Origin of the sequence: Acinetobacter ihumii, from assembly GCF_900625095.1 — a bacterium.
Lineage (GTDB): Bacteria > Pseudomonadota > Gammaproteobacteria > Pseudomonadales > Moraxellaceae > Acinetobacter > Acinetobacter ihumii.
Map to the genome: position 1 here is coordinate 1 of NZ_LR130760.1, position 18426 is coordinate 18426.

Consider the following 18426-nt stretch of genomic DNA (forward strand, 5'->3'; position numbering starts at 1 on the left):
GAGATCCATGCACGTGTAGCAGTCCTTAACAGATTTACGGAATTAGGTCGACCACTTACCCAAGTTACGCCTTAAATTTGGCTCAATTAGGGGCGCTTTGCATTTCAAATCTTTGTGCAACAAAGCCTAGTTAACTTAACTATACACTAAAAATTAAATTAATCAAGTTTTCTTATATATATATTTACTTACCTTATATTTTTTAATTTTTACAATAAAATTAGTTGTTTAGTGCCGGCATTTGATGGATCGGATCAATCTTAAAAAATTATTTGATAATGGCATTCAAAACAACAGGAATTAGAAGTTATTGTTCGGTGTATCGGATTTAACATAATCAAGATTATACGAAATCACAATTGTTAGAACCCATTCAAAATGTCTATATTCTCACCAATAAAAATGTCTGGTCTATGATGCACATCAACATCATGGACTGGATAAAACTTGAGATGCTGATCACTATGTCTGACAAGGAAATACAACGTCTTGCAGTCCTGCAAGACGTTCGAGATCAACGTATTACACAAGCCCGTGCTGCTGAAATTCTGAATCTTTCAACCCGTCAAATTACCCGGTTATTGCAGAAGCTAAAGCAAGACGGTGTTTCAGGCCTGACACATGCCAGTCGTGGTCAACCTGGCCATCAACGCTATGATGAAGCTGTAAAGTCTGAATGCCTTTCCATTATTTCTGAACATCTGCTGGGCTTTGGTCCAACCTTGGCTCATGAGAAGCTCAGCAGCATATTCGGTCTGAGTATTCCTGTAGAAACGGTTCGACGCTGGATGACAGCCAATGAACTCTGGATTCCGCGATCCAAACGCCTGAAACGTCCATATCAGCCTAGATATAACCGTGATTGCTTCGGTGAACTGATCCAGATCGATGGCTCATATCATGACTGGTTTGAGGGTCGAGCTGCCAAATGCTGCTTGCTGGTCTATATTGATGATGCCACTGGAAAGCTGCTGCATCTGCGCTTTTGTGAGGCTTAAACCATCTTTGACTATATGCTTTCGACCAGAGTCTACATTGAGCAATATGGCAAGCCGCTGGCCTTTTATAGGGCTTTGTTGCACAAACCTATCTCTAAAGGCTTATTCCACAATATAATTTTCAAATGAATAAGTCGACACCTAAAATTTATCGCACAACCAATTGGTCTTCATATAACCGAGCTCTCATTAATCGTGGAAATATTGCCATTTGGTTTGATCCTGCTACGCAATGGTATGCCCCATCAAAAGGCAAACAAGAACGAAATCAAACTTACTCCGACGCAGCTATGCTGCCTAATGATTAAATCTCTCTTTCGATTGTCTTTACGCATGGTCACAGGCTTTGTTCAAAGTCTCATCCATCTTTGTGGGTTAAATTGGATAGCGCCAGACTACACTACAATTTGTAGACGACAACAGCATATTGAGATTGTGATTAGCTATCAAAAAAGTTGTGTTGGACTGTATCTAATCGTTGACTCTACAGGTCTGAAATTCTTAAGTGAGGGTGAATGGAAGCGTAAAAAACATCAGTCTGAATATCGTCGCCAATGGCGTAAATTACATATTGGTATAGATGCTAAAACCTTACAAATACGCGCTGTTCAGCTCACAACCAACAATGTGAGTGATTCACAGGTACTTGGTGATTTACTCGATCAGATTCCACAAGATGAGAGAGTTGACTCCGTCTATACCGATGGAGCTTATGATACCAAACAGTGCCGACAGGTCATTGCGGATCGGCAAGCACATGCAGTGATTCCACCAAGAAAAAATGCGAAGCCATGGAAAGATAAAAAGATGGGCTCGCTAGAACGCAATGAGTTGCTTCGAACAGTTAAACGTTTAGGAAGAACTATTTGGAAGAAATGGTCAGGCTATCATCGGCGAAGTTTGGTTGAAACCAAGATGCATTGCATCAAATTATTAGGGGATAAACTCAGTGCGAGAAATTTTCAAAGCCAAGTCAATGAGATTCATGCACGTATGGCAGTATTAAATAAATTTACGGACTTAGGCAGACCACATACCCGAGTTGTCACTTAAATTTGAGTAGATATGAGAAGTCTTAACTTTTAAATCTTTGTGTAACAAAGCCATTTAGAATTAGAAATCCCAAAGCAATCATAGAGTCCTTGAGCTAAAATATATTGGACTCTCTGCGAACCTCAAATGAGGTTCAGCTATTCGATGGATTGCGGACATCTATCGAACGTTCGATCTCAAACACTATGACGTCAAGATCGGGTACTTAAAATTATCAAAATGATAAAAAGAAGAAATTTAAATGGTTAAATGAAAAATCATGTAAAAAGACTAAAAATCTTGCAATAAGTACAAGGGCAACGTAAGATCAGCAGTGAAGTCATTTTAAATTCCTTGTACTGCAATTTGCATTACATGGAACAAACCCACAATAGTTATCGCTATTGTGGGTCATTAGCCCTCTTCTTGATTAAGTTATAAGAAAAAAACCTCTATCATTCGATTGATTCTTTTATATAAATAATAAAGTAAATCTCTGTTTTCGATGAAATTTTATAAAGTTCAGTATTAGACCTGTAGAGAAAACTTATCAAAAGAAGTATTGGTTAATCTTTTTCTTCAACTTCTTCCTTAAACTCAAACAAATCATTCATCGTACAGTTAAAGTATTTACATAACTTATCAGCGACTGGCAATTCGATACGTATAGCACGGTCATAATACATACTTGTCAGCGTATTACGATTGATTCCTGTCGCATGCACCACTTCACTTAATTTTAAAATTTTTCTATCGCCCATGAGGCTAGATAACTTACAAGTAATCATATTTAAATTAATTTACAAAAAATAACTTGCTGTGGGTTATTTGAAGTTGTTGCCTGAGTAATACTTTGCTAAAATTAACCTACAGCAGGTTATTACAACTTATAGAAAGTATATTTTATCCATTTCAATTAAATTATAACTTTTTAAATATAAGGATTGAACCTGCATTAGATTTTTTTGTGGAGATGACCGCCGTGTTACCAAATGAGTTATTAATCAGCCAGCAAGCTCGTGACTTAGGAAATCAATTAATTAAAGAAATGAACATCAATAGAAGTTATGGATTGGCTAATTTTCTTGGAGTAAATACTTGCTATGATAATCATCAGGCTGTACTTATTTGGACATTTCAACTGCTAGAAAGAGAACCTGCCTTAAATGAATTAGCAGAAATTAAAAAATATTTTCTTTTAATCTTTCCAGATAGTGTTTATCAATTAGCCTAAGTTATTTTTAAAAATTATTTTTTTATATAAAAACACTAAATCAAAGAAAACTTTCTTTTAAAATACCTATTAATTCAAATTCATACGATTTACAGAATATATGAAGCATAAATTCTTGTTCCTGCTTTATCACTCACTCCTACTAGACTTTAGTAAAGACTAAAATTACATAGCTCTTTTTACTGATACTAAACGATTCATGCCCACACTACGTTCTGCAGCTTCGAGGGCAAGTTATTGTTGAACCACTGAGAACAAGGACAATAAATTGCCTACTATATTTTTCCGGAGAGTGGTGTAGGAACTTTTTCATTATTGCTAATCATATCAGCGACAATATCAGCAACGAGCTCCTCTATTCCTGAGAATGCTTTAGACTGATCCGCATCATGCTAAGACAATGATGGAAACTCAGCACATAACCCAACATACCCATTATCTTCAGCTGACCATTTAACACGGTAAGTATATTGTTTACTATTCATTTGACACCCCATCATGTTTTAAGTTTATGTATAAAAGTACGATTTTCACTTACTAGTACTTAAATAATCACCCCACCACTGCATCATTTCAGTCCGTTGAGCTAAATAGTCAGCGTGATTATAGCTGGCACGGGTACGGTTCTTATCAATATGTGAAAGTTGTGCCTCAATCCAATTATCTTGGAACAAACCTGAGTCATTCAAAATGGTACTAAAAGTAGAACGTAATCCATGAGAAGATAGTTGATGTTTGCCATACCCCATCTTACGTATGGCCATATTTAGAGTATTAAAATGAATCGGTTGATTGTGTTTGCGAGGGCTAGCAAAAAGGTATTTTTCACCGTATGACCACTGCATGACGTCTTTCAAAATCTCTAAAGCCTGATTTGAAAGTGGAACTAAAAAATCTGGAATCTCATGGCCTAATATAACTTTTCGTCGAAACTGTTTAATATGCAAGGCAGGTATTTTCCAGATTTTTTCATTTAAATCAAAATGATGAGGCTCAGCCAATAACAATTCGGCCCCTCTCACGCCAGTATGTAATTTGAACATCAGTGCTTTTTTAATAATGGGATGGGCATCCAATTTTTGTAATTTATTCTTAAAATCAGATATTTCCTCCGCTTTCAAATACGGATAATTTTTCTTGATTTTGCTGTTAATGGTGATTTTATTTAAACCATGAGCGATGTTGAACTCACAATAACCCATCGCTACAGCGTAGTCATAAATTTGGTTCAAATAACTACAAGCTTTTTTGACAGGTTCTTTTACTTGGCGTCCCTCTATTTTTTTGATTACTGAAACCAGGTCATAGCGCTTGATGTTTTGAAAAGGTAAATCCTGAAGGTCTGGATAAATATCTTGCTGTAAGCATCTTTCTGCTAACTGTAGTACACCACAGCGGGGTAGATCGTTGAAGGCATTCTTCAGTTTGAACTGTAACCACTCCTCCCCGACCTTACCAAAGGTGATAAGATTAGAGGCAGTATCATGTTCAAAACAGAAATTATTGTCTTTAAAGTCATCTCTGACTTGTCGTGCCTTTTTCAGCGATAAATCAGGATAAAGACCTAACTGAATGCGTCGACGTTTTTTAGTTTGTGGATCTGTATAGCGATAGCACCAAGATTTTCTTCCACTCGGCTCAATCTTCAGGCTAAGCCCATCTTCATCGGATAAAAAACAGGTTTTTTCCTTGCAATGAGCTTGGCGAACTTTAATATCAGTAAGACTCATGGAATTTAAATGAAACCTAATAAGGGGTTGATTGGATCAATTATATCAAAATAGAACGCTTTATATATGATGCGTATGATACGCATCACATATTTTTATAAGTATTTGTTAAATAAAGTTTATATCTAGATTGGCTATTCCTTAGTGACCAATTAATTAACCATTGATTTCGCAAGTCTTAAATTAGCATTTGAAGTGCAACTCTATGTTATGACTATTCACAGTTCTGTTCCATGATTCATGGTTACTTATTACTTATGTTACTATGTCAGGGGCGATACAAGAATTAAGGTAACCTTATGAAAATAGCGAATACGAAATTACTAGCTGGTGCTTTTATGGCCCTAACTTTAACTATGCTTAGCCCAGCCGTACTTGCAAATGATAACAATGATATACGAAAGACTGTTGTAGTTAAATTTGCAAAAAAAGCTTACTCTGCAAATTATTACGGAAGGATAGAGGGATACAAGTATGATTCCTACAAATTTTATGCTAAAAAAGGGCAAAAGTTAAAAGTGAAGTTGACTGGAGGAAATGTTGAAGCTTACTTATGGGGTAATCAATTAAAAGACTCCATCAATATTGGAGAATATTCTCCAGAGCTTGATGATAATGGTATTTATATTTTACCTGCTTCAGGTGAGTATGAAATTAGAGTATTACAACCTAGATCACAGGCAAGAAAAGATAAAAAACCTCAATACTGGATGAGTATTAACATTAAATAAAGACTTGCTAGATTCTTTTAAGCTTTTATACGAGGGTTCAAAAACTATTGCCAGTTAAGCGGGGCGTGATTTTTACGCATGTGTGTTTATGTTATTAAAATGATATAGATTACTTGTTTAATACCCCAAGGAATAATTTAATCTTGCTGTGCGTTAGTCACTTTTCTTTCAAAAGTTGATTATATCTTTCAACGTAACCGTCGTGATATTCAAGCCCTTTTGATAGGAATTTGCAGTGAAAGAATAGGCGAAACTTGTCTTAAATAATGGTAATTCCTTATCTTTAAAATAGAGAACGCCCGATGAAATTCATTAGGCGTTTACTTTAAATAAGTGTCAGCTTATTTTATAATCATATGTACTTGTCAATCATGATTCTTTTTCTCAATTGCGTTAAAAAAACAATTTTGCTATTTTTGACTTTTCACACCATTTTGTTCAATTTGTACTGCGACTTGCCAGCTAGGTAGTTGGCTTAAACCTGCTACATAACGTTGGATATGTGGATAATTTTCACCTTGTCCCATATGATAAACTAAAGCATGTAGTCCAAAGCCCATCATAAAGTCAGCACCGGTTAAACGGTCTGCCACTAGAAATTCTTTATCTTTTAAATATTCATTTAAATGGCCAAATACCTTATCGAACTCAACTTGAGTATAATTTTCTAGAAATACCAACTTCGTGCCTTGCTTGGTTTCTATCGCATTAAACGTTTTTAACAAAAATGGCAGCATGGCAGAGCTTTCTGAGAAATGAATCCACTGTAGATAATCGACATAGGTAGGTTCATCCATATCTGGTGCTAAATGCGGCGCAAGTTTCTGAATTAATAACTCAACGATTGCGCCTGACTCTGCAATAACTTTGCCATCCCATTCCAATACTGGAGATTTCCCTAAAGGATGGATGGTTTTTAAAGATTCAGGGGCCAAATGCGTGCTTGAGTCACGATAATAGCGTTTCAGCTCATAGGGCTGCTTGATTTCTTCAAGTAACCACAAAATGCGAAAAGAACGTGATTGATCTAAATGATGTAGTGTAATCATAATAATTCCTATTTTTTTAAATTTTTACAACCACTTTGCCAAAGTTTTCGCCTTTTAACATACCATTGAAAGCATTGATCGTGTTATCTAAACCTTGCACCATATGCTCTTTATATTTGATTTTTCCGTCTTTCAACCAGTCAGACATTTGCTGATTGAATTCCGGATACTGACTGCCATAATCATCAAAAATAATAAAGCCTTGCATGCGAATACGCTTTTTTAAAAGGGTGGAAATAAAGCCCGGTAAACGGTCTGGCCCTTGTGCTTGCTCGGTAGCGTTATACTGGGAAACCACACCACACACCGGTACACGTGCCGCAGAGTTAAGCAATGGCCATACCGCATCAAACACTTTACCCCCTACATTCTCATAATAAATATCAATACCGGTGGGAACTGCTTGTTGTAATTGTTCTGCAAAATTTTCATCATGATGATTGATACAAGCATCGAAGCCGAGTTCTTCTACTGCATAACGGCATTTTTCAGCCCCACCTGCGACGCCAACCACGCGACAACCTTTAATTTTGCCAATCTGTCCAACCGTAGCACCCACAGGTCCCATTGCAGCTGCAACGACTAAAGTTTCACCGGCTTTAGGCTGACCAATGTCCAACAACCCCATATAAGCAGTAAATCCTGGCATTCCCAAAATACCCAATGCCCAAGATGGATGTTCAGGTTGCATACCTAAGCTTTGACAGGCAGACCCATTAGAAATTGCGTAGCCCTGCCAGCCATTTCCGGAAAGAACCCACTCGCCTTCTTTGAATTTTGGGTTTTTAGAGGCCACCACTTGACTGACTGTTCCACCGACCATCACTTCGCCAATTTCAACCGGTGCTGCATATGAAGGAGCATCACTCATGCGACCACGCATATAAGGATCGAGTGACAAGTAAATGGTTTTTAACAATATCTCGCCTTGTTTAAGTTCATTGAGTTCAACTTGCTCAATACGAAAATCGCTGTGTTTTGGCTCACCCACTGGCCGTTTAGCTAAAACGATGCGTTGATTAATAACTGTTTTCACACATATAACTCCATGTTTTATTTGGAAGTATTTCTCTTCACAATCAAAAATTATGATTAAAATTTCTTTACATCCATTGTAGAGGAGTTATAATAAAAAACAATACGACTGGTCTATTTTTTATAATAGAGTAAATAATTAATATGAAGCCTAATCCTATTAAAAAGTCTGAAGCGAAGCGCTTACACATTCTTAACACCAGTTCAGACCTGATTTTGCATAAAGGTTTTACTGGTGTAGGATTACAGGAAATTTTACAGAGCTGTGAGATCCCCAAAGGCTCATTTTATCATTATTTCCAATCCAAGGAAGCTTTCGGATGTGAATTGGTACAGCATTATGTGGATAATTACCAAGTCCGTTTAAATGATGTATGGCGTAGTGATAAATCTCCTTATCAAAAGCTGATTGAGTATTTTAATTTATGGATAGAAGATCCTGAAACACAGTGTGGTTGGGCGGATAGTTGTTTAATTGTGAAACTTGCCGCAGAAGTTGCCGATCTATCTGAAGATATGCGCTCCATTATGTCCGCTGGCGTGGATGATGTAATCGAGCGTATTGCTGGTTTAATTGATTTGGGAAAACAGGATCAGTCTATCCAAGCAGATACTGAGGCCTCGACTTTGGCACAAGTACTTTACCAAATGTGGTTAGGTGCAGCATTATTGAGTAAGTTGCAAAAAGATAAAACACCATTACATCAAGCTCTGAGAGCAACTAAATTTCTATTAAAAAGTGAAGTTTCTTAAAAATTAGATTAAATATCAATTACATAATTAATGACAGCAGCCCAATGATTACTTATTAATGTGTTGCTATTAGATCAATTTACAATCCATGAGTATAGCGCACAATGAATTCTCCTTCTAAAGCCCTCATGACTCGTATTTTAGTCGGATATTTAGGCTTATATCCCACACTATTACTGGTACTCACTTTATTAAAGCCAATTACTCATCATCAAAGTTTCCCGATGATGGTGTTGATTGAAGTCATAGTATTAGTGCCAGTAACGCAACTGATTTCTTTCCCACTGGCAGGTTGGCTCATTACACGGCTAAAAAATTTTAAGAAGAAATTGTGCTGGCAACAGCAATCCTAAGTCGTTATTTTGCCAACCACAAAGGTTGGCAAAATAACTCATTAAGTCAATATTAATCTGCGTAAGCTGGATAATCAATATAGCCTTTTTCCGTCCCACCATACATAGTGCTTGCATCTACTGCATTCAATGGCCAGCCATTGGCGATACGATCGGGTAAATCTGGATTCGCAATAAATGGGCGTCCAAATGCAATTAAATCGGCCAGACCTGCCTCTAAAATTCGAGTCCCTCTTTCTGCCGTATATCGACCTGCATAAATAATCCGACCACTGAAAGTGTCTCTGACATCTTTACGAAAATCATGAGGAAGTTCTGGTGCATTATCCCAATCAGCTTCTGCAATAGATAAATAGGCAATCCCAACTTCTTCAAGTATCTTTATTGCCTCAATATAAGTGACATGTGGATCATCTTCAACCAACCCCATGTAAACACGATCTTCCTCTGTACTTTCAAATAGCGGGGCAAAACGCACTCCTAAACGATCTGCACCAACCACCTCAGCAACTGCCTCTACTACTTCACGTAAAAAACGCAAACGATTGTTTAGTGATCCACCATATTCATCTTCACGATGGTTACTATGTGCAGAGATAAATTGGTTCACCAAATAACCATTTGCACAATGAATTTCAACTCCATCAAAACCAGCAGCCAAGGCATTACGCGCTGCTTGAGCATAGAGTTGCACTAATTCTTTAACTTCTGCATTGCTTAAAGCACGTGGCATTGAAGGATCAGCCAAGGCCCCCGCATTGGGCCCGGTCTCAATAAAGACTTTAACATTACTATCAGCCCTAATAGCCGAAGGCGCGACCGGTGATGCATGATCGGGTTGCAAAGATGTATGTGAAACACGCCCAACATGCCAAAGTTGTGCAAAAATAATGCCTCCTTTAGCATGCACTGCTTCCGTCACTTTACACCATCCAGCAATCTGTTCAGGGCTGTAAATACCGGGAGTCCAAGCATAGCCTTGACCACGTGGCTCGATTTGCGTACCTTCGGTGACCATAAATCCTGCCCCGGCACGCTGTTGATAATAGGTTGCCATCAGTTCATTTGGAATATTCCCTGGCTGAGTACTGCGCGACCGCGTTAATGGTGGCAATACAATACGGTTTTGCAAAACATAAGGGCCTAAGCTTAAGTTTTGAAAAAGTTTGCTGGCTTTCATTTTATTGTATCCAAGTCATCATGGCTTAATTGATCTAAATTAAAAAATAACCTTCCTTCCTATATATAGAAAAATAAAGGAAGGAAAGCTATTCACTCAGGCCCTTCACCATTAAGTGAGGGTTATTTTGCTTATTGCGCCAGTTGCTCAGAGTCAGAAGTTTATTCGCTGCTAAGCACCACAACAAACACTAGCTACTCTTTATTTCAACAATTGAAGTAATGCTGTAGCGGTTGCAGCAGAAGATGCTGGATTTTGTCCAGTAACCAGCAAGCCATCTACTTGAACATATACTTGCCAATCATCCACTTTAGAATAATGACCACCGTTTTCTTTAAGCATGTCTTCAACTAAAAATGGTACAATTTCAGTCAAACCTACAGCGGCCTCCTCAGTATTGGTGAAACCAGTCACTAATTTACCGCTAACTAAAGGCGCTCCATTACTCGCTTTCACATGACGAAGAACACCTGGGGCATGACACACTGCTGCAACAGGTTTGCCAGACTGAATCGCCTGTTCAATCAGAGAAATTGAAATCGGATCTTCTGCTAAATCCCACAATGGGCCATGTCCGCCTGGATAAAACACTGCATCATAATCAGTTACAGAGATTTCGCTAAGTTTATGCGTCTGTGCCAATGCTTGCATTGCAGTTGGATCAGCTTCAAAACGATGAGTGGTTTCAGTTTGTGCTTCTGCTAAATTGCTTTTCGGATCTAGTGGTGGCTGCCCACCTTGAGGTGACGCCAGCGTAACTTCAGCACCAGAGTCAATAAAGGTGTAATACGGTGCAGCAAGTTCTTCTAGCCAGAAACCTGTTTTCTTACCAGTATTGCCAAGTTGATCATGTGAGGTTAAAACGATTAAAATTTTCATGTTATTTCTCCGATAATTTTCAGGATTGAGGAGCATTGTTGCATGATCACTTGCCGTGTGGCGTGAGCATGCCAGATACGCGCATTTAGCTTAGATGCTCGTCGCGAGAATTTGGCGACTGATCTCTAATGAAACAGTTTTATGTTCGCCTAGCTGTGTAAGATTGTGTGATTTAAGTTGCGTAATGATGATCTCAATATCTGTCTCCACCAGTCCATAATCGCTAAGACGAGTCGGCAATCCAAGTTGCTCAAAGAAGGCTCGAGTACGAGCAATAACAGTATCAATACGTTGTTCTTCATCACCTTCGACAATCTGCCAGACACGAGCTGCATACTGTAGTAATTTTTCTCGCTTCTCTTGACGACGCACTTGTAGATTGGCCGGAAACACAATGGCCAAGGTACGAGCATGATCAATACCATGTAAAGCCGTGAGCTCATGTCCAATCAAATGGGTTGACCAATCTTGTGGTACACCAGCTCCAATTAGCCCATTCAGTGCCATGCTAGCAGCCCACATCAAATTCGCACGCGTGTCATAATCTGCTGAATCGTCCAAGATTTTCGGTCCAATCTCAATCAGAGTTTGCAATAGACCTTCGGCAAAACGATCTTGTACTTGTGCATTGACAGGGTAAGTTAAGTACTGTTCCATGACATGAATAAATGCATCGACCACGCCATTTGCTAACTGGCGCGTCGGCAAGCTAAAAGTTTTATTCGGATCGAGTACGGAAAATTGCGGAAAAACATGGGGACTGCTAAATGACAATTTGGCTTGGGTCGATTTTCTGGTGACTACCCCACCGCTATTCATTTCTGAACCAGTTGCCGGAAGGGTGAGTACACTCGCAAAAGGCAAAGCTTGAGTAATTTTAGTACCATGGGTTTCTAAAATCTCCCATGTATCCCCTGTATAATTGACTGCTGCTGCAATAAATTTAGTACCATCAATTACCGATCCACCACCGACAGCCATCAAGAAATCAATCTTTTGTTCACGAATCAGCTCTACGGCTTTCATGAGGGTTTCATAACTCGGATTCGGCTCAATTCCGCCAAATTCATGAATTTCTCTTGCACCTAATGCTTCACGCACTTCAGCTAAAGTACCATTCTTACGTGCACTTTCACCACCAAACAACATTAACACTTTTGCTTCTGTAGGCACATAGTCATTGATTTTAGCTATTGTATCGCCACCAAAAATAATACGGGTCGGATTATAAAAGTTAAAATTCAGCATATTTTTATCCTAGGATAATCAGTTAATTGATTTGAAAAACCACCGTTATTCATCAAATAAACTTTAAAAAATTGGGCAACACTGCGGCTTTTGACTACACCATGTGCTAACTATACATAAAAATAGACCAGTCGTCTATTTTTATAAATATTATTTCAGCTTGCCGACTTTAGTTATGGTTAAACAAATTCAGGCTTGTTCTATACCACTTTTATTATTGATGTATTTTCACGAGCGATTGTTGGATGGAAGGTATCAACACGTATGACTACTGACATGGTCGTGAACGCATTGGCTAAAACAGTGAATGACTCATACAAAATAGCGATGATTAAATATTTTAAAAGCAGATTGGCACGGTTTAGCAGATGTACAAATGCGACAGTAAATTAGATAGATTGGTTCAATATAAAGCGTGTAAATAGTTGCATTCGTTTATTTACCCTGTTTTGGATATTGACCCTTGTAAATGATGAGATTAAGCCATTAAATAAAGTAGCCCAACTTGAATAGAAAGCCTCTGACAAACATCATAGGGTTGAAGTGCTGCCTTACATTCAAAATTTCAGACAGCACCCTCATACATTTAAGCATCGGTTTAAGCTGGTAGTTTACTCGCCAAAACATCTACTTTTTCAATAGATGGTGGCTCTGAAAATAGCTCTTCGGCCTGAGCCATCAACGCAGCTGCAACCTTGCCAGATAAATGCGCTTGGCGACCCGCCTCATCAGGAAATGCATCAAAAATACCAAATGTTGTAGGACCAAGACGAAGGCCAAACCACGCAACTGTCGCAGGTTCTTCCATTACAATAGGTAAACCGGCTTTAAGAAAAGCTTCCACTTCGTCTTCTTTACCCGGTTTAGCTTCAAGACGGACATATAAAGCTGTTTTAAGCATGACTAAAACTCCATAATTGATTAGAATTTAAACTGATTCTGACATTGCTAATGTATGCATGTCAGAAAGTTTTATTGTATAAAAGTTAAAAAAAATTCCCATAGCTGAGCCAAAATTTAGGTTTTTATTTCGACATAATGCTATGAATTTATTCAAGTTAATATCATTAACATTTGAATCAAAAAATCAAGATATGAGATGATTAAATTCAATCTTATTTATATAAGGATCAATTGACTCTACCTTAGATTTATAAGCTGACCTCTTCATCTGGAAATTATATTGCTCAAGAAGCATTCAAGAACAATATTGTACATCCTCATATCTATGAAAGTTATTTAGCTAGGAATTTGCTGTGAAACTCTATATGTTTCTCTATAAAGCTCGCAATGAAGTAATAGCTATGGTCATACCCTTCTCTTAGGTTAAGTGTAAGAGGATATTCTTGTTCCAAACAAATATCACTAAGAAGCTTAGGCCTTAACTGTTCTTCAAGAAAATCATCAGCTGTTCCTTGATCGACTAAAATAGGTAAATGAACTTCAGCGTTTTTGATTAATTCAATCGCATCATAGCTTTTCCATAAAGTTTCGGTTTCACCTAGGTAGTGTGTAAAAGCCTTTTTCCCCCAAGGTACTTGGCTAGGTGCAACAATTGGTGCAAAAGCAGAAATACTTTTATACAGCTCAGGATTTTTTAATCCAATTACTAATGCACCATGACCACCCATGCTATGACCCATAATACTTTGGACTTGATTGGTCGGAAAATTCAGGTCAATCAGATTTCTGAGCTCTTCCACAATATAATCATACATTTTGAAATGCTGCGACCAGGGTGCTTGTGTTGCATTCACATGGAATCCTGCGCCTTGGCCTAAATCATAATCTGCATGATCTGGTACATCCTCTCCACGTGGGCTGGTATCTGGTGCAACAATAATGACTTTATGTTCAGCCGCATACTTTTGTGCTCCGGCTTTAGTAATAAAGTTCTGTTCGTTGCAAGTCAATCCTGATAACCAATATAACACTGGCAACCGCTCATCTTTGTCATGAGGTGGCAGATATATTGAGAATTTCATTGAACAGTTTAATGCTATTGACTGATGGCGATACACTTCTTGCGATCCACCAAAAGAAGCATGCTTCTCAATTATTTCCATAATCAATTACCTATGTTGAGCAAGACTTCATGAGAAATCAAGTAAACAAAGAGTCTTACATTCTCCACAGAGAATAGTGATAAAGATTTAAAATGTAGGCAGGTTTATTGAACCTATACACGATGCCTACACAGATAGATCTGTTTTACAGATGATGTGCCGTTTTAGAGGATTCCATGCATGTCATTCATGATGCACATGCATGGAAAAGTATAAGGTCTGACGCGATTATTCGTAATGAATTACAGTACGAATTGACTTACCTTCATGCATTAGATCAAAGGCTTCATTGATCTGATCCAAGCCCATCGTATGTGTCACAAATGGTTCTAATTGAATTTTACCTTTCATGGCATCTTCAACCATTCCTGGAAGTTGCGTACGACCTTTTACACCACCAAAGGCAGAACCTAGCCATTTACGACCAGTAACCAGTTGGAATGGACGGGTAGAGATTTCCTGACCTGCGCCAGCTACACCAATAATTACGGATTGTCCCCAGCCACGGTGTGCACTTTCAAGGGCTGCACGCATCACATTCACGTTACCAATACATTCAAATGAATGATCTACACCCCAGCCAGTCATTTCGACAATTACTTGCTGGATTGGTTTATCGTAATCTTTAGGGTTCAAGAAGTCCGTTGCACCAAACTCTTTTGCCAGCGCAAATTTATCTGGATTCATGTCAACCACAATAATACGCCCTGCTTTAGCTTGACGTGCGGCTTGTACGACTGCCAAACCAATACCACCTAAACCAAAGACCGCAACACTATCACCTTCTTGTACTTTAGCCGTGTTATGTACTGCACCGATACCCGTTGTTACCCCACAACCCAGTAAGCAGACATGTTCGTGATTGGCTTCAGGATTGATTTTAGCCAATGATACTTCTGCCACTACAGTGTATTCACTGAACGTTGAGCAGCCCATATAGTGGTAAATCGGTTGACCATTGTAGGAAAAACGAGTGGTACCATCTGGCATTACGCCTCTACCTTGAGTTTCGCGAACGGAAATACACAAGTTCGATTTTCCAGATTTACAGAATACGCACTCGCCACATTCAGCAGTGTAAAGTGGAATTACATGATCACCTGGTTTGACGCTAGTCACGCCTTCACCAACCTCAACTACAACACCAGCACCTTCATGCCCGAGAATAGCGGGAAAAACACCTTCAGGATCATCGCCAGATAAAGTAAATGCGTCTGTATGACACACACCGGTATGGGAGATCTTGATTAATACTTCACCTTTCTTCGGTGGTGCAACATCAACTTCAACAATTTGAAGAGGTTGACCAGGACCAAACGCAACAGCAGCGCGTGACTTCATGGAATAATTCCTTATACAGATCTATTTTAAATATGATTTTAGAATCTTGGCGATTTCAGCCAATTCTTCTTTTCGTTGTTGTTCTGTGGTTTCACCTGATACTAAAGTGTCCTTTAAATGTACCTCCAACATCTCATTCATTAAACCATTAATAGCACCACGCACAGAGCATATTTGTTGCAGAATTGCACCACATTCCACATTGTCTTCTAACGCTTTTTCAATCGCTTGCGTCTGACCTTTGATCTTTCTGACGCGTAGAAGAATCTTTTTTTTGTCTTCAACCTGATTAGGCATCAGACCTCCTTACTTGCTAGCATTAATACTATAGTACCCCATAGTATAAAAAAAGCAATTTTTTTTTATAAATCGAAAAACAAAAAGATCTTTAGCGAAAATTTTCTATCTCTGTTTTTAGTTTTTTTAAATTAACATCATAGAGCTTATGCGAAAGTCACAAAAAAAATGGGACTTTTAGCTCCCATTTTTTTATTTTGGCTCATGTTCTTTGTAATGCTTTGACCTTTTAGAATTATGTTTCAAATTTTAGCCACTTTGTAGATATTTTGAACGTTTCAAGCCTTGAAAATACTACCGACAGTTTAAATTAAACTGCCTTTACAGACTGTACTAGAATATTTTTAGTGAGCGAATGATATTTATTATTCATTATTTAGGAATTATTAAATCCTATAAATATCATTTATTGGATTATTTTACTTTGATACTGTGCACATCATCCCCCAGTTAAGAATAAGGAACAACTATGAATAAGATGATGAATGCTCTTATCCTAGAAAATTTTGGTGATCATGAATTTAAACGTGTAGAACTCCCTATACCTCAACCAGAGGCTGGGCAAGTTCTAGTACGTATTCATGCTAGTGGTGTAAACCCTATTGATTATAAAATTCGTCTTGGTGAAGCACCATATGCTATGCCAGAGCTTCCTGCCGTGTTGGGAACAGATATGGCTGGGGTTGTAACTGCTGTTGGTGAAGGTGTCACCCACTTCAATGTCGGAGATGAAGTTTACGGTCTGATTGGTGGCGTTCGTGGTCTTCAAGGATCTTTAGCAGAATATGTTTTAGCAGATGCTGATCTGATCGCATTAAAGCCACGCAATATCTCTATGCGCGAGGCAGCAGTACTACCATTGACGTTCCTCACGGCTTGGGAAGGTTTAGTGGATAATGCGAAGGTCCAGCCAGGGCAAACTGTACTGGTTCAGGGTGGTGCTGGTGGCGTTGGTTATATGGTTGTTCAGCTTGCAAAAGCACTTGATGCAAATGTTTGGGCGACTGGTCGTACAGCTGATCAATCACTGATTTCAGAACTCGGTGCAACACCTCTCGATTACACAACAGCATCTTCCGATGACATTATTGCTGCAAGCCCTGAGGGTCAAGGTTTTAACATTGTTTACGACACTGTGGGTGGTCCAGTACTCGAAGCTTCACTTTCCATGACAACTCACTATGGCCACATTACCAGCTGTGCTGCATTTGGTAATCATAATTTAGCGAGTTCATCTCTACGGTGTGCCACAGTGTCTGGCGTATTCGTCCTAATGCCGATGTTAACAGGCAATCGCCGTGCTCATCATGGTGATATCCTTAAGATCGCGACTCGTCTCGTTGAGGAAGGTAAACTGCGTCCTATTGTTGATCCTCGTCATTTTACTCTAGACCAAGCGATTGAGGCTCATGATGCTGTTCAAGATCGCTCTGCCAATATTAAGGTCGTGATTGATGTCATTTAACGCACTTCAGGCCAAGACTTGGCGCTTCAATAGTATTGGAGATACAGATGTTCTGACATTAGAAACACTTCCTGTTGCTTTACCAGCAGCAGGAGAAGTTCTAATCCAGATGAAAACGATCGGACTCAACCGGGCTGATGTAATGTTTCGGCGTGGTACTTATATTCAAAAGGCAGTATTCCCTTCTCGTCTGGGATATGAGGGAGCAGGCATAGTTCTGGCAATAGGTGAAGGTGTACGCCAATTTTCTCCAGGAGATGCAGTATCGATTCTTCCGACTGACAATCTAGCCAAATATGGGACATACGCGGACAAGCTTCTGATTCCAGAAACTTTTTTAGTTCACAAACCCGATAGTTTAAGCTGGGAAGAAGCTTCTTCAATCTGGATGCAGTATTTGACGGCTTGGGGTGGTGTAATCAATGCTGGTGGAGTTTCGAAAGGAAAAACGATCTTGATCACAGCAGCTTCAAGTAGCGTAGGACTAGCTGCGATACAGATAGCTGAAGCAGCGGGTGCTAAGGTCATTGCAAGTACACAGACGATAGAGAAAAAGCAACGTTTACTGGATCTCGGTGTTAAAAATGTTATAGCCACTGAAGATGAACCAGATTTGTATGAGGCGCTTGTTTTACGTTTAGGTGGAGAACATCTTGATGTCGCCTTCGATGCTGTAGGAGGGCCTCATATTGAACAGATTGCAAAAGCGATGTCTGTAGGAGGAACTATGGTTATGCATGGTGCACTTAGCCCTGAGATCACACCATTTCCCCTTAAAGTTGCATTACGCAAGAGCTTAACCATGCGAGGTTTTTTGTTCCTTGAGGTTCTCCATGATCCTGTTCTAAGGGAGCAAGCCAGACGATTTATTCTTAGCAGTATAGGTGCAGGATATCTTCGTCCAGTGATCGACTGTTGCTTTAACTTTGAGGACATGCATGACGCTCAGCGCTATCTTGAATCAAATCAGCAAATAGGAAAAATTGTAGTTACTCTAAATACATGATGGTCTTATCTGATTTCTACTTTCTAGAA

At 38.9% G+C, this 18426-nt stretch carries 17 protein-coding genes and 4 pseudogenes; 9 read left to right on the forward strand and 12 right to left on the reverse strand.

The annotated features are described in order from the left end of the window. Nucleotides 1-452: 452 nt before the first annotated feature. Together E0D95_RS00005 and E0D95_RS00010 are read left to right on the forward strand one after the other, a co-directional pair. Nucleotides 453-1067 (forward strand): annotated as a pseudogene (locus E0D95_RS00005) (helix-turn-helix domain-containing protein); the annotation flags it as partial. Nucleotides 1068-1123: 56 nt separating this feature from the next. After that, nucleotides 1124-2051, forward strand: a pseudogene (locus tag E0D95_RS00010) (IS5 family transposase). Between the two features lie 545 nt (nucleotides 2052-2596). Here E0D95_RS00010 and E0D95_RS00020 read toward each other — a convergent pair. Beyond that, the gene (locus E0D95_RS00020) at nucleotides 2597-2818 is read right to left on the reverse strand and encodes a helix-turn-helix domain-containing protein (RefSeq protein WP_000627021.1); all 222 of its coding nucleotides are present in this window, start codon (nucleotides 2816-2818) and stop codon (nucleotides 2597-2599) included. 194 nt (nucleotides 2819-3012) lie between these two features. Between E0D95_RS00020 and E0D95_RS00025 the strand changes: the two genes are divergently transcribed. Then, entirely contained in the window at nucleotides 3013-3264 is a 252-nt protein-coding gene (locus tag E0D95_RS00025; RefSeq protein WP_000937271.1) for a hypothetical protein, read from the forward strand. 275 nt (nucleotides 3265-3539) lie between these two features. On the opposite strand, the pseudogene E0D95_RS15760 reads toward E0D95_RS00025, so the two are convergent. Together E0D95_RS15760 and E0D95_RS00030 are read right to left on the reverse strand one after the other, a co-directional pair. Next, a pseudogene (locus E0D95_RS15760) lies at nucleotides 3540-3761 on the reverse strand (antitoxin HicB). Between the two features lie 33 nt (nucleotides 3762-3794). Then, nucleotides 3795-4994 (reverse strand): tyrosine-type recombinase/integrase, encoded by a 1200-nt coding sequence (locus E0D95_RS00030; protein WP_000059636.1) that lies wholly within the window; start codon nucleotides 4992-4994, stop codon nucleotides 3795-3797. A 299-nt stretch (nucleotides 4995-5293) separates the two neighbouring features. On the opposite strand from E0D95_RS00030, the gene E0D95_RS00035 reads away from it, so the two are divergent. Next, a complete protein-coding gene (locus E0D95_RS00035; protein WP_000684951.1) occupies nucleotides 5294-5725 on the forward strand; it encodes a PPC domain-containing protein in 432 nt (143 codons plus the stop codon). Between the two features lie 410 nt (nucleotides 5726-6135). Here the strand turns inward: E0D95_RS00035 and E0D95_RS00040 are convergent, their stop codons facing one another. Together E0D95_RS00040 and E0D95_RS00045 are read right to left on the reverse strand one after the other, a co-directional pair. Continuing rightward, nucleotides 6136-6774 (reverse strand): glutathione S-transferase family protein, encoded by a 639-nt coding sequence (locus tag E0D95_RS00040; RefSeq protein WP_005071523.1) that lies wholly within the window; start codon nucleotides 6772-6774, stop codon nucleotides 6136-6138. 16 nt (nucleotides 6775-6790) lie between these two features. Then, entirely contained in the window at nucleotides 6791-7810 is a 1020-nt protein-coding gene (locus E0D95_RS00045) for an NADP-dependent oxidoreductase (RefSeq protein WP_004796105.1), read from the reverse strand. A 143-nt stretch (nucleotides 7811-7953) separates the two neighbouring features. Here E0D95_RS00045 and E0D95_RS00050 point away from each other — a divergent pair, with 143 nt between their 5' ends. Both E0D95_RS00050 and E0D95_RS00055 read left to right on the forward strand, forming a co-directional pair. Further along, nucleotides 7954-8562, forward strand: coding sequence for a TetR/AcrR family transcriptional regulator (locus tag E0D95_RS00050; RefSeq protein ID WP_000804053.1), 609 nt, complete (start codon nucleotides 7954-7956; stop codon nucleotides 8560-8562). A 104-nt stretch (nucleotides 8563-8666) separates the two neighbouring features. Further along, nucleotides 8667-8915, forward strand: a complete 249-nt coding sequence (locus E0D95_RS00055; protein ID WP_005071527.1) for a hypothetical protein — start codon at nucleotides 8667-8669, stop codon at nucleotides 8913-8915. Between the two features lie 52 nt (nucleotides 8916-8967). Here the strand turns inward: E0D95_RS00055 and E0D95_RS00060 are convergent, their stop codons facing one another. The 3 genes from E0D95_RS00060 to E0D95_RS00070 form a co-directional block, all read right to left on the reverse strand. Beyond that, nucleotides 8968-10095 (reverse strand): alkene reductase, encoded by a 1128-nt coding sequence (locus tag E0D95_RS00060; protein ID WP_005071529.1) that lies wholly within the window; start codon nucleotides 10093-10095, stop codon nucleotides 8968-8970. Between the two features lie 201 nt (nucleotides 10096-10296). Further along, nucleotides 10297-10974 carry a type 1 glutamine amidotransferase domain-containing protein gene (locus tag E0D95_RS00065; protein ID WP_000697981.1) on the reverse strand — a complete coding sequence of 226 codons (678 nt, stop codon included), beginning with the start codon at nucleotides 10972-10974 and terminating at the stop codon, nucleotides 10297-10299. Nucleotides 10975-11064: 90 nt separating this feature from the next. Then, nucleotides 11065-12222 carry an iron-containing alcohol dehydrogenase gene (locus E0D95_RS00070; protein ID WP_000931664.1) on the reverse strand — a complete coding sequence of 386 codons (1158 nt, stop codon included), beginning with the start codon at nucleotides 12220-12222 and terminating at the stop codon, nucleotides 11065-11067. Nucleotides 12223-12405: 183 nt separating this feature from the next. Here E0D95_RS00070 and E0D95_RS15965 point away from each other — a divergent pair. Then, nucleotides 12406-12735, forward strand: a pseudogene (locus E0D95_RS15965) (IS3 family transposase); the annotation flags it as partial. Between the two features lie 85 nt (nucleotides 12736-12820). Here the strand turns inward: E0D95_RS15965 and E0D95_RS00080 are convergent. From E0D95_RS00080 to E0D95_RS00095, 4 genes are all read right to left on the reverse strand, one after another. Next, a complete protein-coding gene (locus tag E0D95_RS00080; RefSeq protein ID WP_000920558.1) occupies nucleotides 12821-13123 on the reverse strand; it encodes a putative quinol monooxygenase in 303 nt (100 codons plus the stop codon). A 334-nt stretch (nucleotides 13124-13457) separates the two neighbouring features. Then, complete coding sequence (gene fghA / locus E0D95_RS00085) at nucleotides 13458-14288, reverse strand: S-formylglutathione hydrolase (protein WP_130802013.1); 831 nt, start codon at nucleotides 14286-14288, stop codon at nucleotides 13458-13460. A gap of 228 nt (nucleotides 14289-14516) precedes the next feature. After that, nucleotides 14517-15629, reverse strand: coding sequence for an S-(hydroxymethyl)glutathione dehydrogenase/class III alcohol dehydrogenase (locus E0D95_RS00090; protein ID WP_000842149.1), 1113 nt, complete (start codon nucleotides 15627-15629; stop codon nucleotides 14517-14519). Between the two features lie 21 nt (nucleotides 15630-15650). After that, nucleotides 15651-15926: a metal/formaldehyde-sensitive transcriptional repressor gene (locus E0D95_RS00095; protein WP_001133624.1), complete on the reverse strand. Its 276-nt coding sequence runs from the start codon at nucleotides 15924-15926 to the stop codon at nucleotides 15651-15653. Between the two features lie 469 nt (nucleotides 15927-16395). On the opposite strand from E0D95_RS00095, the gene E0D95_RS00100 reads away from it, so the two are divergent. Continuing rightward, nucleotides 16396-17391 (forward strand): zinc-dependent alcohol dehydrogenase family protein, encoded by a 996-nt coding sequence (locus E0D95_RS00100; protein WP_001038512.1) that lies wholly within the window; start codon nucleotides 16396-16398, stop codon nucleotides 17389-17391. Beyond that, nucleotides 17381-18397 carry a zinc-dependent alcohol dehydrogenase family protein gene (locus E0D95_RS00105; RefSeq protein ID WP_002126642.1) on the forward strand — a complete coding sequence of 339 codons (1017 nt, stop codon included), beginning with the start codon at nucleotides 17381-17383 and terminating at the stop codon, nucleotides 18395-18397. The genes E0D95_RS00100 and E0D95_RS00105 overlap by 11 nt, the downstream gene beginning before the upstream one ends. Nucleotides 18398-18426: the final 29 nt, after the last annotated feature.

Bases quoted from the DNA above. Each gene is read 5' to 3' on its own strand.
- E0D95_RS00070 (WP_000931664.1), bottom strand. From the start codon at position 12,222: ATGCTGAATTTTAACTTTTATAATCCGACCCGTATTATTTTTGGTGGC.
- E0D95_RS00050 (WP_000804053.1), top strand. From the start codon at position 7,954: ATGAAGCCTAATCCTATTAAAAAGTCTGAAGCGAAGCGCTTACACATT.
- E0D95_RS00030 (WP_000059636.1), bottom strand. From the start codon at position 4,994: ATGAGTCTTACTGATATTAAAGTTCGCCAAGCTCATTGCAAGGAAAAA.
- E0D95_RS00105 (WP_002126642.1), top strand. From the start codon at position 17,381: ATGTCATTTAACGCACTTCAGGCCAAGACTTGGCGCTTCAATAGTATT.
- E0D95_RS00040 (WP_005071523.1), bottom strand. From the start codon at position 6,774: ATGATTACACTACATCATTTAGATCAATCACGTTCTTTTCGCATTTTG.
- fghA (WP_130802013.1), bottom strand. From the start codon at position 14,288: ATGGAAATAATTGAGAAGCATGCTTCTTTTGGTGGATCGCAAGAAGTG.
- E0D95_RS00080 (WP_000920558.1), bottom strand. From the start codon at position 13,123: ATGCTTAAAACAGCTTTATATGTCCGTCTTGAAGCTAAACCGGGTAAA.
- E0D95_RS00090 (WP_000842149.1), bottom strand. From the start codon at position 15,629: ATGAAGTCACGCGCTGCTGTTGCGTTTGGTCCTGGTCAACCTCTTCAA.
- E0D95_RS00065 (WP_000697981.1), bottom strand. From the start codon at position 10,974: ATGAAAATTTTAATCGTTTTAACCTCACATGATCAACTTGGCAATACT.
- E0D95_RS00060 (WP_005071529.1), bottom strand. From the start codon at position 10,095: ATGAAAGCCAGCAAACTTTTTCAAAACTTAAGCTTAGGCCCTTATGTT.
- E0D95_RS00100 (WP_001038512.1), top strand. From the start codon at position 16,396: ATGAATAAGATGATGAATGCTCTTATCCTAGAAAATTTTGGTGATCAT.
- E0D95_RS00095 (WP_001133624.1), bottom strand. From the start codon at position 15,926: ATGCCTAATCAGGTTGAAGACAAAAAAAAGATTCTTCTACGCGTCAGA.
- E0D95_RS00055 (WP_005071527.1), top strand. From the start codon at position 8,667: ATGAATTCTCCTTCTAAAGCCCTCATGACTCGTATTTTAGTCGGATAT.
- E0D95_RS00035 (WP_000684951.1), top strand. From the start codon at position 5,294: ATGAAAATAGCGAATACGAAATTACTAGCTGGTGCTTTTATGGCCCTA.
- E0D95_RS00020 (WP_000627021.1), bottom strand. From the start codon at position 2,818: ATGATTACTTGTAAGTTATCTAGCCTCATGGGCGATAGAAAAATTTTA.